Here is a 15,714-nt window from a genome sequence, read left to right as displayed (position 1 = left end):
CCGCGTGACACACTCTCCACGCTATGGACATATCCGGGACCCAGCTACGAGCGCTCCGCGCGGCGCTGTTCACGGCACTCGTCGTGACGCTCAGCACCGCGTCGCACGTGCTGCTGTCCCGGGCTCCCCTGCCGCTCAACACGGTGGCGGTGGTCGCCGTCGCCGTGTTCGCGCTCACCTTCGCGGTGGCCGGCCGGGAGCGCGGCTTCGGACGGATCGCCGCCGTGCTGATCCCGCTGGAGCTCGCCGCCGACACCGTCTTCACCACCGGACAGCACGTCTGCTACGGCGCCGCGGGCGGCCCGGTGGCCGGCCCGCTGCGCTCGGTCGGCTGGGACGTGTTCTGCGGTGACGGCACCAGCGTCGGCTCGCCGCTGGCCCGGATGACGGGCACCGACCCCGGCCGGCTCGGCGGACTGCTCGCCCACGCCGACCCGCGGACCGCCTGGCTGCTGCTGGGCGCCCATGTCTGCGTCGGCCTGCTCGCGGCCGCCTGGCTGCGCCGCGGCGAGCGGGCGCTGGCCCAGCTGCTGCGGGCCGTGGCCGCCACGACCTTCAGGCCGCTGCTCGTCGCGGCCGCCGCGCTGACCATGCGGTCGGCGCCGGAACCGGCCCGTCCGGTGCACCCCGGCCGCCGCAGGGCCGTCGTGCTCGACGAGTTCCTCGTGCACTCCCTGGGACGGCGTGGACCGCCGTGCTCGACCGCTGTCGCCTGAGCCAGGACAGCACCTGAGCACCACCAGTCCCGACCTACGTATCCCCGCACACCACGTGTGCGCGTCCCCTTGATGGAGAACACCACCATGAGCAAGCGGAACAGCCAGGCCTCGAAGAACGCCGCCCGTGAGCGGCTGCGGCAGGAGCGCGAGCGCCAGGCCAAGCGCGACAAGGTCAAGCGGCAGGTCATCGTGGCCTGCTCCGTCGTCGGCGTCCTGGCGATAGCCGGCGGCATCGGCTACGCGGTCGTCCAGAGCAACAAGCCCAGTTACTGGGAAGAGGCCAAGAACGACAAGCTCGTCAAGCCGGCCAACAGCACGGGCACCAACGGCACGACGGTCGTCATCGGCAAGAGCACCGCCAAGAAGACCCTGGTCATGTACGAGGACCCGCGCTGCCCCGTCTGCGCCCAGTTCGAGCAGACCGTCGGCTCGACCGTCGACAAGGACGTCGAGGACGGCAAGTTCAAGCTCCAGTACGTCGGCGCCACCTTCCTCGACGGCAACCTCGGCGGCGAGGGCTCCAAGAACGGCCTCAGCGCCCTCGGCGCGGCGCTGAACGTCAGCCCCGAGGCGTTCCTGAAGTACAAGACCGCGATGTACACCACGAAGTGGCACCCCGCCGAGGACACCGACAAGTTCAAGGACGACGCCTACCTCATCAAGATCGCGCAGACCGTCCCGGAGCTGAAGGACAACAAGCCCTTCCAGAACGCCGTGAAGAACGGCACCTACGACAAGTGGGCCCTGGTCATGTCCGACAAGTTCAACAAGGACGGCGTGACTGGCACCCCGACCCTGAAGATGGACGGCAAGACGCTGACCGGTTCCGACGGCAAGAGCGCGCCGATGACGGTCGCCGACTTCAACACGGCGCTGGAGGCGGCCCTGAAGGGCTGATCCCGACCTTCGGGCAAAAAGCGGGCGAACTTTTGCGAGTTCGCCCGCTCCCGTTCATACCGATCAGTAACCTGATCGGCCGTGACCAGTCGATACAGAGCATCCGAGCACCCCAACTCCCTGTCCCCGCGCCGCCGTACGGTCGTCAAGGCCGCGGCGGCCGGCGCCGTCCTGGCCGGACCGCTCGCCGCCGCCCTGCCGGCCCGGGCCGCCGACGAGACCCCCGCGTTCCTGCACGGCGTGGCCTCCGGCGACCCGCTCCCGGACGGCATCCTGCTGTGGACCCGGGTGACCCCGACCGCCGAGGCCGTCCCCGGTTCCGGGCTCGGCCCGGACACCGAGGTCGGCTGGGTCGTCGCCCGCGACAAGGCCTTCACGACCGTCGTCGCCAAGGGTTCCGTGACCGCGACCGCCGCCTCCGACCACACCGTCAAGGCGGACGTGCGCGGTCTCGCGCCCGCGACCGACTACTGGTTCCGCTTCTCGGCCGGCGGCACCGACTCCCCGGCGGCGCGCACCCGCACCGCGCCGGCGGCGGACGCGGCCGTCACCAACCTCCGCTTCGGCGTGGTCTCCTGCGCCAACTGGGAGGCCGGCTACTTCTCGTCGTACCGCCACCTCGCGGCCCGCGGCGACCTGGACGCCTGGCTGCACCTGGGCGACTACATCTACGAGTACGGCACCGGCGACTACGGCACGCGCGACACCGTCGTACGGCAGCACGCGCCGACCCACGAGATACTCACCCTCGCCGACTACCGGATCAGGCACGGCAAGTACAAGACGGACCCGGACCTCCAGGCCCTGCACGCGGTCGCTCCGGTCGTCGCGATCTGGGACGACCACGAGTTCGCCAACGACGCCTGGTCGGGCGGTGCCGAGAACCACACCGAAGGCGCGGAGGGCGCCTGGTCGGCCCGTCAGTCCGCCGCCAAGCGGGCCTACTTCGAGTGGATGCCGGTCCGCCCGGCGATCGCGGGCACCACCTACCGCCGGCTGCGCTTCGGCAAGCTCGCCGACCTCTCGCTGCTCGACCTGCGGTCCTTCCGCTCGCAGCAGGTCGCCGTGGGCAACGGCTCGGTCGACGACCCGGACCGCACGATCACCGGCCGCGCCCAGCTGGACTGGCTCAAGGCGGGGCTGAAGTCCTCCGACACGACCTGGCGGCTGGTCGGCAACTCCGTGATGATCTCGCCGTTCGCGATCGGCTCGCTCTCCGCCGACCTGCTGAGGCCGCTCGCGGAGCTGCTGGGCCTGCCGAAGGAGGGCCTCGCCCTCAACCCCGACCAGTGGGACGGCTACACGGACGACCGCCGCGAACTCCTCGCCCACCTGCGCTCGAACGCGATCCGCAACACCGTCTTCCTGACCGGCGACATCCACATGGCGTGGGCCAACGACGTGCCGGTGGACGCCGGTACCTACCCGCTGTCGGCCTCGGCCGCCACGGAGTTCGTCGTCACCTCGGTGACCTCCGACAACCTCGACGACCTCCTGAAGGTCCCCGAGGGCACGGTCACCGCGCTCGCGGCACCGGTCATCCAGGCCGCCAACCGGCACGTCCACTGGGTCGACACCGACCGCCACGGTTACGGCGTCCTGGACATCACCGCCGACCGGGCGCAGATGGACTACTACGTGCTGTCCGACAAGACGAAGCAGAACGCGACCTCCAAGTGGGCGCGTTCGTACCGCACGCGGACCGGCACGCAGAAGGTCGAGCGGACGTACACGCCGGTATAGAGCCGCTCTAGAGGCTGTCGAGGAAGCCGAGGGCCACCCGCCAGGTGGCCTCGGCGGCCTCCTCGTCAAAGTCCGGCAGGCCGGGGTCGGTGTAGAGGTGACCGGCCCCGGCGTACCGGTAGATCTCGACGTCGGCGCCGGTGCGGCTCATCTGGAGATACCAGGCGCTCAGCCAGTCGTCGGTCTCGAAGGGGTCGGGCTCGGCCACGTGCAGCTGGACCGGCAGCTCGTCCGCGGTGACGTTCGGTGCGATGTCCGACGTGCCGTGCAGGAGCAGCAGTCCGCGGGCCTTCTCGTCGCCGAGGGCGAGGGTCTGCGCGACCGAGGCGCCGAGCGAGAAGCCGGCGTAGACGAGGCCGCGCTCGGAGTAGGGGGCGGCGGCCAGGACGGCCCGCTTGAGCAACTCGTCCTTGCCGATCTCCTCGTTGAAGGCCATGCCCTCCTCGACCGTCTCGAACGTACGCCCCTCGAAGAGGTCCGGCGTCCACACCTCGTGCCCGGCCTCCCGCAGCCGGTCGGCGGCCTGACGGACGGCGGGCCCGAGGCCGTAGGTCGAGTGAAAGAGCATGATGTTCATGAGGCCATGGTGCCAGCCCGCTCCGACAGTGCCGTTCCACACATGGCGGCGGCCGTACCCAGTTCGCGGCAGAAGTCACATGTTCATGCCCGACCCGGGCCGGTTAGGTTCGGGGTCATGGAGAACGTACTCCGCCCACTGATCGTGGTCGGCGGCTCGGTGCTGCTCACCCTGCTGATCGGATGGGCCACCGACCGTCTGCTGCGCAAGGCCGATGACCGCCACAGCGAGACCCCGCTGTGGGGTCTGCTGCGCCGTGGCCGCATCCCCTACATGCTCGTGCTGTGCGCGGCCATGCTGAGAGGGGCCTACGACGAGGCGCGGCTGGCGCAGCGGCACAGCGCCTCCATCGGGCAGATGCTGACGCTGATCCTCATCGGGGCGACCGCCTGGCTGGTGATCCGGATCGCCGCCGCCATCGTGGAGACGACGTACACCCGCTACGCGCGCGCCCACCACGACGCCGCCCGGGTCCGCCGGGTGCGCACCCAGGTGACGCTGATCACACGGGTGGTCGCCGCGGTCGTCGGCGTGATGGCGGTGGCCGCGATGCTGCTGACGTTCCCGGCGATGCGCGCGGCCGGTGCCTCGCTGCTGGCCTCGGCCGGAATCCTCGGCATCGTCGCCGGTGTGGCCGCCCAGTCCACACTCAGCAACATGTTCGCGGGGCTGCAGATCGCCTTCGGCGACATGGTGCGCATAGGCGACACCGTGGTGGTGGACGGCGAGTGGGGCACCATCGAGGAGATCACCCTGACCTTCCTGACGGTACGGACCTGGGACGAGCGCCGGATCACCATGCCGGTGTCGTACTTCACCTCGAAGCCGTTCGAGAACTGGTCGCGCGGCACCCCGCAGATGACCGGCATCGTCTACTGGCACGTCGATCACACGGCTCCGGTGGAGCTGATGCGCGAGCGGCTGCGGGACATCCTGCGCCAGTGCCCCGCCTGGGACGGCCGCGACTACGGCCTCGCCGTCACCGACACCACCCCGAACACCATGCAGGTGCGTGCCCTGGTGACCGCCAAGGACGCCGACGACATCTGGACGGTACGGGTGACGGTCCGCGAACAGATGCTCAGCTGGCTCACCGACAACCACCCGTACGCCCTGCCCCGAGTCAACACGGCGGACGCGACCCTGGCCCCGGGATTCCGGTCGAGGAACAGTCACCGGCCGGAGAGCAGCAACTCCGACGGCGCGGAAGCCCCGCGCATCGGCACCGGCCGGGGGTAGGTCCGTCGCGGCGACCGCCAGGGGGCTCCGGCCTCCCGTCACCTGCCGCGCTCGGCCCCACCGTTGACCTGCACGATCTGCGACGTGACGTGTCCGGCGCCCGGGGAGGCCAGCCAGTGCAGGGTGGCCGCGACATCCCCGGGCGTCCCCGCCCGCCCCGTCGACGTGTCATGGATGAGCCGCTCCCGCCGCGCGGGGTCCATCGCGGCGCCGAAGAACTCCGTGTCCTCGACATACCCCGGCGCGACCACATTCGCGGTGATCCCCCGCGGCCCCAACTCCCGCGCCAGATCATGGGCGTAGGGATGCAGCCCCGCCTTCGCCGCCCCGTACGCCCCACTGCCGGACCCCCGGTAGGCGGCGATGGAGCTGACGAACAGTACCCGCCCGCCCGGTGAGGCGAGCCGGTCCCGCAGTCCCTCGGTGAGCAGCGCGGCGGTCAGCAGATTGAGCTGGAAGTTCACGGTCCAGTTGTGCGCGACGGCGTCGAGAGGATCGGAGCCGGCAGCGGGCGGTTCCAGCTGCCCGGTGCCCCCGGCACTGTGGATCAGCACGTCCACGGTCCCCAGTTCTCGCTCCACGAAAGCGACGACCCCGCGGACCTGGTCGACGTCACCGAGATCGGCGGCGTACGTCAGCGCCCCGGGCACCCCGGCCTTCTCCAGCACCTCGGCGCGCCGCCCGAGCAGCAGCACCCGGTCCCCTTCCGCGGCGAACACCTGTGCCGCCGCGCGTCCGATTCCCGTACCGCCACCGCTGATCACTACGTTGCGAGCCATAACCGCAGCCTACAAAGGCGTACTTGGGGAGGTCACCCCGGTTTCGGCGGACTCACCGCAGACTGCGGACGTCCAGGTGCCGCAGCACCCGGTCCACGACCTCGGGGTCGGCCCCCGGTTCACTCCGCGCCGCCAGCACCTCGTGCCGGGCCGCGCTCAGCAGCTCGCCCTGGATCCGTCGCATCCGCTTGAGTCGCCGCCGGGCCTCGCGTCGCTCCTCGTCCCCCATCTCGGGATGGATCCGCACGCCGATCTCGAACGCCCGCCGCATCATCTGCTCGGACACGTCCTCCGGCAGCTCCTCCACGGTCTCGATCTCCCGCAGCCGCCGCTTGGCCGCCTTGGCCGCCCGGACGGCGAGGGCCTTCTCGAACTCCTTCTCCCGCTCGGTGTCGGCCCGCACCCCCAGCCGCTTCACCAGCCACGGCAGGGTCAGCCCCTGGAGCACCAGCGTGGCCATGATCACCCCGAACGCGATGAAGACGATCTCGTCCCGGTCGGGAAAGCCCGCCCCCGAGTCGGTCTCCAGCGGAATGGCCAGCGCCAACGCCACCGACGCCACGCCCCGCATCCCGGACCACCACATGATGACGGTCTCCCGCCAACTGGTCGGGATCTCCTCGTCGTAGTCGCGCTTCGCGTGCATCCGCTTGGTGAGCCAGGTGGCCGGCATCAGCCACGCCAGCCGTACGAGGACGACCACGGCCACGATCGCCGCGGCCCAGCCGAGCATCTCGCCCCAGCGCCCGGACGCGGTCCGGATCGCGTTGTGCAGTTCAAGCCCGATCAGCCCGAAGGCCACACCGGTGACGAGCGTGTCGACGATGTCCCAGAAGGTGTGCCCGGCCAGCCGGGTCATCACGTCGTCGGCGTCGGAGCCGTACTCGGCGAGGAACAGGGCGGTGGTCAGCACGGCGAGCACACCGGAGCCGTGGAGCTCCTCGGCGAGCACATAGGAGGCGTACGGCACCAGCACCGTCAGCCCGATCTGGAGGGTGGCGTCACCCAGCAGATCCATCAGCTTGTTGGCGCCCCAGCCCAGCACCAGCCCCCCCGCGACTGCGACCACGGCGGAGAGCACCAGCTCGAAGACGGCCTCGCCGGGCTTGAACGACCCGCTCACAGCGGCGGCGACGGCCACGTGGTAGAGCACGATCGCCGTCACGTCGTTGAAGAGTCCCTCGCCCTCCAGGATGGACACCAGCCTGCGGGGCAGCCCGAGTTGGCCGGCGACGGCGGTCGCGGCGACCGGGTCGGGCGGGGCGACCAGCGCGCCGAGCGCGACGGCGGCGGCGATCGGCAGCCCCGGCACGATCGCGTGGGCGACAACGGCGACGCACAGGGTCGTCACGAACACGAGCGCGACGGCGAGCAGGAAGATCGGCCGCTTGTTGGCCGCGAACTGGCGCCAGGACGTGCGCCGCACCGCCGCGTAGAGCAGGGGCGGCAACAGGATGGGCAGGATCAGCTCGGGCGGGATCTCGACATTCGGTACGAAGTCCAGCACCGCGAGCACTATGCCGAGCAGGGTCATCAGCACCGGCGCCGGCAACCCGAACCGGTCCCCCACCGGGACACTGATCAGAGCCCCCAGCAACAACACGAACAACAGGGCCAACTGATCCACGGTCAGAGCTCCGGGCAGATCGACGAACCAACGTTCACTTCAGTCTGCCCGCAAAACGCCCGAACCCTCCCGACCGCCGCTCCCGCCGAGCGTCAGAGAACGCGCCGCATGGCCCGGTGCGGTATCCCCGCGTCCGGGAACTCCGGCCCGTACGCCACGTACCCGAGCCGCTCGTAGAACCCCAGCGCATGCGTCTGGGCGTGCAGGTCCACAGCCATCAGCCCACGCGCGCGTGCCGCCTCCTCGACGGCCCGTACGAGCGCGGCCCCCACCCCGAGCCCGCGCGCCTCCCGGGTCACGGCGAGCCGCCCCAGCGACCCCACCGACGCGTCACCGCCGGTCTTCCCGGCCGCCGCCTCGCCGAACAGCAGCCGCCCGGTCCCCAGCGGTACACAGTCCACGCGCACGGCCAGCACATGCACCGCTACGGCGTCGTAGGCGTCGTACTCGATGTCCTCGGGCACGCCCTGCTCTCCGACGAAGACCTCCTTGCGCACCGCGAAGCAGGCCTCACGGTCCGCGGGGTCCTCGGCGACCCGCACCGCGTACGCGTGCAAGCTCACCCGTAGGTCTCCTCGCGCACCAGGTCCAGGGCCTGCTGGAGGTCCTCCGGATACTCGCTGGCGAACTCCACCCACTCGCCGTCCCCGGGGTGCTCGAAGCCGAGCCGCACCGCGTGCAGCCACTGCCGGGTCAGCCGCAGCCGCTTGGCGAGCGTCGGGTCGGCGCCGTACGTCAGGTCGCCGACGCAGGGGTGGCGGTGGGCCGCCATGTGGACGCGGATCTGGTGGGTGCGCCCGGTCTCCAGCTTCACATCCAGCAGGGAGGCCGCGCGGAACGCCTCGATGAGGTCGTAGTGCGTGACGGACGGCTTGCCCTCGGCGGTGACGGCCCACTTGTAGTCGTGCTGAGGGTGGCGGCCGATGGGCGCGTCGATGGTGCCGCTGGTCGGGTCCGGGTGGCCCTGGACGAGCGTGTGGTACCGCTTGTCGACCGTGCGCTCCTTGAACTGCCGCTTCAGGGAGGTGTACGCCCGCTCCGACTTGGCCACGACCATCAGCCCCGAGGTGCCCACGTCGAGCCGGTGCACGATCCCCTGGCGCTCGGCGGCACCGGAGGTCGAGATGCGGTATCCGGCGGCGGCGAGCCCACCGATCACGGTCGTCCCGGTCCAGCCCGGCGACGGGTGCGCGGCCACCCCGACCGGCTTGACAATCACGACGATGTCGTCGTCGTCATGGACGATCTCCATGCCCTCGACCGGCTCGGCGACGAGCTGCACGGGCGCGGGCGCCTGCGGCATCTCGACCTCCATCCAGGCCCCGCCGTGCACCCGCTCGGACTTCCCGACCACCGACCCGTCGACCGTGACCTTCCCCGAGGCGGCGAGCTCGGCCGCCTTGGTACGGGAGAAGCCGAACATGCGGGAGATGGCGGCGTCGACGCGCTCGCCCTCCAGGCCGTCGGGCACGGGCAGGGTGCGGATCTCGGGAATGGTGCTCACCCGTCGAGTATGCCGGACGGGTGAGACAGCCCCGACCGCGCGCTCAGTCCTTGTGGACGGTTCCGTCCGGGTCGAGGCCCTTGAAGGACAGCAGCACGATCAGGATGCCGCCGCACACGATCGCCGAGTCGGCGAGGTTGAAGACCGCGAAGTGCTTGGGCGCGATGAAGTCGACGACCGCGCCCTCGAAGACGCCGGGCGAGCGGAAGAGGCGGTCGGTGAGGTTGCCGAGCGCGCCGCCGAGCAGCAGCCCGAGCGCGATCGCCCAGGGCAGGCTGTAGAGCTTGCGGGCGAGCCGGGCGATGACCACGATCACGGCCGCCGCGATCACCGTGAAGATCACGGTGAACGCCTCGCCGAAGCCGAAGGCCGCGCCCGCGTTGCGGATCGCCTCGAACTTCAGCCAGTCACCGATGATCTCGACCGGCTCGTGGTGCTCCAGCCTGGCGACCACGATCATCTTGCTGACCAGGTCGAGGGCGTACGCGAAGGCGGCCACCGTGAACAGCACGGCGATACGGCGCCTGCCCCCGGGCCGCGCCGTCTGGTGCTGCTCCGGCTCGGCCCCCGCCGCCTCCGGGGTGTCCGGCGTACCGATGATGCGCTCCGCCTCTGCCACGTGAGTCCCTCGACCTAGATACCTGACTGAGGACGAGGGTACGACACGCCTCCAAGGACCCTCAGTACCGGCGTTCCTGCTTCTGCTTGCACTCCACGCACAGGGTTGCTCGTGGGAAGGCCTGCATGCGTGCCTTGCCGATGGGATTGCCGCAGTTCTCGCACAGGCCGTAGGTGCCGGCGTCGAGACGCGCCAGGGCGCGCTCGGTCTGGAGGAGCATCTCGCGCGCGTTGGCCGCGAGGGCCATCTCGCTCTCGCGCGTGATGTTCTTCGTCCCGGTGTCGGCCTGGTCGTCGCCGGCGCCGTCCCCGGAGTCCCGCATGAGCCCCACGAGGGACTCCTCGGACGTGGAGATCTCGGTGCGCAGCCGGTGAGCCTCGGCCGTCAGCTCCGCGCGGGCCTCCTCGACCTCTTGGGGCGTCCACGGATCCTCACCGGGGCGCACCGCCAGTTCGCCGGGCTCCACCGCGGCGACACGCGCGTTGGGTAGGGCTGTCTTCGCCGCTGTGGCCGTGCCAGGGGTCTTCTTCGCAACCACTGTCGTGGCTCCCGTCTGCTTCGCGGCCTTCGCCGCGCCCGCCTTGTGGGCCGTGCTCTTCCCGGCCGCCCTCTTCGTGGGGGTCTTCTTCCCGGAGGTGCCCTGCCCGGCGTCCCCCTGCGGGACACCGGCCTCCGTAGCGACCCCCTCCTCGACCGCGGCGTCCTTCCCGACGGTCTTCTTCCCCACGGCCTCACCCACAGCCGTGTCCTCGGACGCGCTCTTCATCACGCCCGCGCTCTTGCCGGCGGCCGTGCTTTTGACCTCGCTCTTCGTCATGCCAGCGCTCTCGGAGCCGGTCGCAGCCGCGCTCTTCACGGTGCCCTTCGCCCCGCCCGCGCTCTCGGAACCGACCTCGGTCACAGCCGCGCCTTCCATGACACCCGCACTCTTGCCCGCGGCCGTACCCTTCGCCCCGCCCGCGCTCTTGGCCGCACCCGCGCTTTTCACCGTGCCCTTCGCCGCAGAAGTGTTCTCGGAGCCGGCCTTGGTCGCAGCCGCGCCTTCCGTAACATCCGCGGCCGTGTCCTTGGCCGCAGCCTTCGTCACGCTCGCGCTCTTGGCCGCATCCGCGCTTTTCACCGTGCCCTTCGCCGCGGCCGCGCTCTCGGAGGCGACCTCGGTCACAGCCGCGCCCTTCGTCACGCCCGCGCTCTCGGAGCCGGTCGCAGCCGCGCTCTTCTTGTCGCCCGCGCTCTTCGCCGCGGCCCTGTTCTCAGCGACGGTCTTCGCCGCACCCGCACCCGTGCCCTTGACCGTGCCCGTCGTCACGGCCGTGTTCTTGGCCGCGGCCGTGCTTTTGACCGTGCCCTTCGTCGCTGCCGAGCGCTCGGAGCCGGCCTTGGTCACAGCCGCGCCCTTCGTGACACCCGCGCTCTTGCCCGCGGCCCTGTTCTCGGCGGCGGCCTTCGCCGCGCCCGTGCCTTTCACCGTGCCCTTCGTCGCAGCCGTGCTCTTCTTCGCGACCGCCTTCTTCTTCGTGGCCGAGGCCTTCTTGGCGGCCACGGACTTCTCCGCGACCGCCCCCTCGGCAACCGCGGCGTTCTTGTCGACAGCTTCCTCGCCGACCGCCTTCTCCGCGACCGCAGCCGTGCGACCGACCGCCTCCTTGCCGACCCCCTCTCCGGTGACCGCAGCCTTTCGACCGACCGCCCTCTCCGCGACCCCAGCCTTCTTGCCGACCGCCTTCTTCGCGGCCGCAGGCTTTTTCGTAGCCGCAGCCCTCTTCGTAGCCGCAGCCTTCTTCGTAGCCGCGGCCTTCTTCGTCACCTCGGTCTTCTTCCTGACCGCAGCCTTCTTCGTGACCGAAGCCTTGCCGACGCCCCTGGTGGTCTCCGTCGTCCCGCCGACGGGCGGCTCGGTCGCCGGTCTCCCGGCCGACGCCTCCTCCTGCGCGGCCCCCCGCCCGCCGGAGGCAGCCGTGGCCTTCCTGGTGCCGCTCGCCTTCCGGGGCGGCGTCTTCTTCGCCACGGCCACGGCCTTGTCCGCACCCGCGCGCGTGCTCTTGACGGCGGCCTTCTCAGCGACTTTCTTCGCCGCCGCTCCGACCGCCTTCACGGCCTTCGCCGCCGCTCCCTTGCCGGACGGCACCCCGCGCACGCTCTTCTTCCCGCCCGCGTCCTTGGCCCCGCCGCCGGAGGCACGCGCATGGGTGGACCGGCCCGACGCCGACTGCTGTACGGCGGTCTTTTTCGCCACCATGCCGCGGCCCCTTCACATATTGTGATCTTGCTCGCGAATCGTGCTGGGACGATAAATCGACTCGAGTCCCGCGGCAACGGGGCACGCCGCCCGATTCGCCTGCCCCACGCCCGCGGGGCGGGAAGCATGCATGCGTTGTGCCCAGCTCCCCGCCGGGTAATCCGCCGGACCGTCCGTCCCGGATTCCGAACAGCCGTGCCGCTCCATTCGGGTCACCCCACGCCCTACGGCGACCTCCGCGCCCGGCCCGGGAAAAGCGGTCGGCCGCTGTCCCCGGGGCGCCGTACACTGGGCGCAGCGAAAAGCGTGGATGGGGACGAGTAGCGGCGTACGCAGCCCAGAGCGACCCGGGGACGGTGGAAGCCCGGGGGCGAGCGCGACGCGAAGATCACCCCGGAGCCGCCGGAAGAAAGCCCAGCAGTTCCTGCCAGGGCCAGTAGACCCGGCATCGCGACCCCAATGAGGGGGCTCACCGACGCACACCAGGTGTCGGCGGGCCAAGGAGGGTGGTACCGCGGGAGCGCGTCGAAACCGGCGCACGGACTCTCGTCCCTCCGGACGGAAGGCAGCACATCCGCCGGAGGAAGACTGATGACGCAGTACCGCCAGGTGCCCGCCCAGGTCGACCTGCCCGCGCTCGAGCACGCAGTGCTCGACTTCTGGCGCGAGCAGAAGATCTTCGCCAAGACCCTGGAGCAGTCCGAGGGCCGCCCCGAGTGGGTGTTCTACGAGGGCCCGCCCACCGCCAACGGCATGCCGGGCGCCCACCACATCGAGGCGCGCGTCTTCAAGGACGTCTTCCCCCGCTTCCGCACCATGCGCGGCTACCACGTGGCACGCAAGGCCGGCTGGGACTGTCACGGCCTCCCGGTGGAGCTGGCGGTCGAGAAGGAGCTCGGCTTCACCGGCAAGAAGGACATCGAGGCGTACGGCATCGCCGAGTTCAACGCCAAGTGCCGCGAGTCCGTGACCCGCCACACCGACGCCTTCGAGGCGCTCACGACCCGCATGGGCTACTGGACCGACCTCCAGGACCCGTACCGCACGATGGACCCGGAGTACATCGAGTCCGTCTGGTGGTCGCTGAAGGAGATCTTCAACAAGGGCCTGCTGGTCCAGGACTACCGCGTGGCCCCCTGGTGCCCCCGCGACGAGACGGGCCTGTCGGACCACGAGCTGGCGCAGGGCTACGAGACGATCGTCGACCCTTCCGTGTACGTCCGTTTCCCGCTCACCTCCGGTCCGCTCGCCGGCCAGGCCGCGCTCCTGGTCTGGACGACGACCCCCTGGACGCTGGTCTCCAACACGGCGGTCGCCGCGCACCCGGAGGTCACCTACGTCGTCGCGACCGACGGCGAGGAGCAGCTCGTCGTCGCCGAGCCGCTGCTCGCCAAGGCGCTCGGCGAGGGCTGGGAGACCACCGGCCAGTCCTTCACCGGTGCCGAGATGGAGCGCTGGACCTATCAACGTCCGTTCGAGCTCGTGGAGTTCCCGGAGCCGGCCCACTACGTGGTCAACGCCGAGTACGTCACGACCGAGGACGGTACGGGTCTGGTCCACCAGTCCCCCGCCTTCGGTGAGGACGACCTCAAGGTCTGCCGCGCCTACGGCCTGCCCGTCGTGAACCCGATCCGCCGGGACGGCACGTTCGAGGAGGACGTCCCCCTGGTCGGCGGCGTCTTCTTCAAGAAGGCGGACGAAAAGCTCACCGAGGACCTTCAGCAGCGCGGCCTCCTCGTCAAGCACATCCCGTACGAGCACAGCTACCCGCACTGCTGGCGCTGCCACACCGCGCTCCTCTACTACGCGCAGCCGTCCTGGTACATCCGCACCACCGCCGTCAAGGACCGCCTCCTCCAGGAGAACGAGAACACCAACTGGTTCCCGGAGACGGTGAAGCACGGCCGCTTCGGCGACTGGCTCCAGAACAACATCGACTGGGCCCTGTCCCGCAACCGTTACTGGGGCACCCCGCTGCCGATCTGGCGCTGCGAGGACGACCACCTCACCGTCGTCGGCTCCCGCGCGGAGCTCACCGAGCTGACCGGCACGGACCAGTCGGGCCTGGACCCGCACCGCCCGTACATCGACGAGGTCACCTTCGCCTGCCGCCACGACGGCTGCCAGAAGACGGCCACGCGCGTGCCGGAGGTCATCGACGCCTGGTACGACTCGGGTTCGATGCCGTTCGCGCAGTGGGGCTACCCGTACAAGAACAAGGAACTGTTCGAGTCCCGCTACCCGGCGCAGTTCATCTCCGAGGCCATCGACCAGACGCGCGGCTGGTTCTACACGCTGATGGCCGTCGGCACCCTGGTCTTCGACAAGTCGTCGTACGAGAACGTCGTCTGCCTCGGCCACATCCTCGCCGAGGACGGCCGCAAGATGTCCAAGCACCTGGGCAACACCCTGGAGCCGATCCCGCTGATGGACCGGCACGGCGCGGACGCGGTGCGCTGGTTCATGGCGGCCGGCGGCTCCCCGTGGGCGGCCCGCCGTGTCGGCCACGGCACGATCCAGGAGGTGGTGCGGAAGACCCTCCTCACCTACTGGAACACGGTCGCCTTCCAGGCCCTGTACGCCCGCACGTCCGGCTGGGCGCCCAGCGAGGCGGACCCGGCCCCGGCCGACCGCCCGGTCCTGGACCGCTGGCTGCTGTCCGAACTGCACGCGCTGACCGACCAGGTGACCCAGTCCCTGGAGTCGTACGACACCCAGCGCGCCGGCAAGCTCCTGTCGGCGTTCGTCGACGACCTGTCCAACTGGTACGTACGCCGGTCCCGGCGCCGCTTCTGGCAGGGCGACAAGGCCGCGCTGCGCACGCTGCACGAGGTCGTCGAGACGGTCACCCAGCTGATGGCCCCGCTGACCCCGTTCATCACCGAGCGGGTCTGGCAGGACCTGGTCGTGCCGGTCTCCCCGGGCGCCCCGGAGTCGGTGCACCTGGCCTCCTGGCCGGAGGCGGACCTCTCCGCCATCGACCCGGAGCTGTCGAAGCAGATGGTCCTGGTGCGCCGGCTTGTCGAGCTGGGCCGTGCCACGCGCGCGGAGTCGGGCGTGAAGACCCGTCAGCCGCTGTCCCGGGCGCTCATCGCCGCGACCGGCTTCGACTCACTGGACCGCGAACTGCACGCGCAGATCACGGACGAGCTGAACGTGAGCGCGCTCGCCTCTCTCAGCGACGTCGGCGGCAGCCTGGTCGACACCACGGCGAAGGCCAACTTCCGCGCCCTGGGCAAGCGTTTCGGCAAGCGCGTCCAGGACGTGGCCAAGGCCGTCGCGAACGCCGACGCGGCCGCGCTCTCCCTGGCCCTGCGCGAGGGCACGGCCTCGGTGGAGGTCGACGGCGAGACGATCACGCTCGCCCCCGACGAGGTGATCATCACGGAGACCCCGCGCGAGGGCTGGTCGGTGGCGTCCGACTCCGGGGCGACGGTGGCCCTGGACCTGGAGATCACGGAGGAACTCCGCCAGGCGGGCCTCGCCCGTGACGCGATCCGCCTGATCCAGGAGGCCCGCAAGAACAGCGGCCTCGACGTGGCCGACCGCATCGCGCTGCGCTGGACGGCCACGGACCCGGCCGTGATCGCGGCCCTGTCCGAGCACACGCCCCTGATCGCCGACGAGGTCCTGGCCACGGACTTCGCCCAGGGCGAGGCGGACGACACCTACGGCACCCCGTTCACCGACGAGGGCCTGTCGCTGACGTTCCGCCTGCGCAAGGCGTAGGACCGAGAATAGAAGGCCCGGCCCCCACCAGGGGACCGGGCC

The 15,714-nt window shown here is 70.8% G+C and carries 12 protein-coding genes; 5 read left to right on the top strand and 7 right to left on the bottom strand.

The genetic code is table 11. The features are described 5' to 3' along the window. Window positions 1-23 precede the first annotated feature (23 nt). The 3 genes from ACZ39I_RS04665 to ACZ39I_RS04655 all read left to right on the top strand — a co-directional run bounded on the left by ACZ39I_RS04665 (window position 24) and on the right by ACZ39I_RS04655 (window position 3,359). Window positions 24-716 carry a hypothetical protein gene (locus ACZ39I_RS04665; RefSeq protein WP_467242813.1) on the top strand — a complete coding sequence of 231 codons (693 nt, stop codon included), beginning with the start codon at window positions 24-26 and terminating at the stop codon, window positions 714-716. 87 nt (window positions 717-803) lie between these two features. Then, window positions 804-1,616, top strand: a complete 813-nt coding sequence (locus ACZ39I_RS04660; protein WP_467242812.1) for a thioredoxin domain-containing protein — start codon at window positions 804-806, stop codon at window positions 1,614-1,616. Between the two features lie 81 nt (window positions 1,617-1,697). Then, window positions 1,698-3,359 carry an alkaline phosphatase D family protein gene (locus ACZ39I_RS04655; protein ID WP_467242811.1) on the top strand — a complete coding sequence of 554 codons (1,662 nt, stop codon included), beginning with the start codon at window positions 1,698-1,700 and terminating at the stop codon, window positions 3,357-3,359. A 7-nt stretch (window positions 3,360-3,366) separates the two neighbouring features. Here the strand turns inward: ACZ39I_RS04655 and ACZ39I_RS04650 are convergent, their stop codons facing one another. After that, window positions 3,367-3,936: a dienelactone hydrolase family protein gene (locus ACZ39I_RS04650; RefSeq protein ID WP_467242810.1), complete on the bottom strand. Its 570-nt coding sequence runs from the start codon at window positions 3,934-3,936 to the stop codon at window positions 3,367-3,369. A 117-nt stretch (window positions 3,937-4,053) separates the two neighbouring features. Here ACZ39I_RS04650 and ACZ39I_RS04645 point away from each other — a divergent pair, with 117 nt between their 5' ends. Beyond that, complete coding sequence (locus ACZ39I_RS04645) at window positions 4,054-5,175, top strand: mechanosensitive ion channel family protein (protein ID WP_467242809.1); 1,122 nt, start codon at window positions 4,054-4,056, stop codon at window positions 5,173-5,175. Between the two features lie 38 nt (window positions 5,176-5,213). Here the strand turns inward: ACZ39I_RS04645 and ACZ39I_RS04640 are convergent, their stop codons facing one another. The 6 genes from ACZ39I_RS04640 to ACZ39I_RS04615 all read right to left on the bottom strand — a co-directional run bounded on the left by ACZ39I_RS04640 (window position 5,214) and on the right by ACZ39I_RS04615 (window position 11,943). Then, window positions 5,214-5,954 carry an SDR family NAD(P)-dependent oxidoreductase gene (locus ACZ39I_RS04640; protein ID WP_467242808.1) on the bottom strand — a complete coding sequence of 247 codons (741 nt, stop codon included), beginning with the start codon at window positions 5,952-5,954 and terminating at the stop codon, window positions 5,214-5,216. Between the two features lie 52 nt (window positions 5,955-6,006). Continuing rightward, window positions 6,007-7,581, bottom strand: a complete 1,575-nt coding sequence (locus ACZ39I_RS04635) for a Na+/H+ antiporter (RefSeq protein WP_467242807.1) — start codon at window positions 7,579-7,581, stop codon at window positions 6,007-6,009. Window positions 7,582-7,673: 92 nt separating this feature from the next. Then, a complete protein-coding gene (locus tag ACZ39I_RS04630; RefSeq protein ID WP_467242806.1) occupies window positions 7,674-8,144 on the bottom strand; it encodes a GNAT family N-acetyltransferase in 471 nt (156 codons plus the stop codon). Next, window positions 8,141-9,085, bottom strand: coding sequence for an RluA family pseudouridine synthase (locus ACZ39I_RS04625; RefSeq protein WP_352382863.1), 945 nt, complete (start codon window positions 9,083-9,085; stop codon window positions 8,141-8,143). The genes ACZ39I_RS04630 and ACZ39I_RS04625 overlap by 4 nt, the downstream gene beginning before the upstream one ends. Window positions 9,086-9,128: 43 nt before the next feature. Then, a complete protein-coding gene (gene lspA, locus ACZ39I_RS04620) occupies window positions 9,129-9,704 on the bottom strand; it encodes a signal peptidase II (RefSeq protein WP_403657289.1) in 576 nt (191 codons plus the stop codon). A 61-nt stretch (window positions 9,705-9,765) separates the two neighbouring features. Further along, the gene (locus ACZ39I_RS04615; protein WP_467242805.1) at window positions 9,766-11,943 is read right to left on the bottom strand and encodes a TraR/DksA family transcriptional regulator; all 2,178 of its coding nucleotides are present in this window, start codon (window positions 11,941-11,943) and stop codon (window positions 9,766-9,768) included. A gap of 591 nt (window positions 11,944-12,534) precedes the next feature. Between ACZ39I_RS04615 and ileS the strand changes: the two genes are divergently transcribed. Continuing rightward, the gene (ileS, locus tag ACZ39I_RS04610) at window positions 12,535-15,672 is read left to right on the top strand and encodes an isoleucine--tRNA ligase (RefSeq protein ID WP_467242804.1); all 3,138 of its coding nucleotides are present in this window, start codon (window positions 12,535-12,537) and stop codon (window positions 15,670-15,672) included. Window positions 15,673-15,714 lie beyond the last annotated feature (42 nt).

It is taken from the genome of Streptomyces sp. NPDC024687 (assembly GCF_055559055.1).
The sequence above is the reverse complement of the archived record's forward strand: the minus strand, read 5'-3'. Positions and strand labels throughout refer to the sequence as shown.

What these genes read in the sequence shown, in the direction of transcription:
- ACZ39I_RS04665 (WP_467242813.1), top strand. Translation starts at nt 24, where the DNA reads ATGGACATATCCGGGACCCAGCTACGAGCGCTCCGCGCGGCGCTGTTC.
- ACZ39I_RS04660 (WP_467242812.1), top strand. Translation starts at nt 804, where the DNA reads ATGAGCAAGCGGAACAGCCAGGCCTCGAAGAACGCCGCCCGTGAGCGG.
- ACZ39I_RS04650 (WP_467242810.1), bottom strand. Translation starts at nt 3,936, where the DNA reads ATGAACATCATGCTCTTTCACTCGACCTACGGCCTCGGGCCCGCCGTC.
- ACZ39I_RS04645 (WP_467242809.1), top strand. Translation starts at nt 4,054, where the DNA reads ATGGAGAACGTACTCCGCCCACTGATCGTGGTCGGCGGCTCGGTGCTG.
- ACZ39I_RS04640 (WP_467242808.1), bottom strand. Translation starts at nt 5,954, where the DNA reads ATGGCTCGCAACGTAGTGATCAGCGGTGGCGGTACGGGAATCGGACGC.
- ACZ39I_RS04615 (WP_467242805.1), bottom strand. Translation starts at nt 11,943, where the DNA reads ATGGTGGCGAAAAAGACCGCCGTACAGCAGTCGGCGTCGGGCCGGTCC.
- ileS (WP_467242804.1), top strand. Translation starts at nt 12,535, where the DNA reads ATGACGCAGTACCGCCAGGTGCCCGCCCAGGTCGACCTGCCCGCGCTC.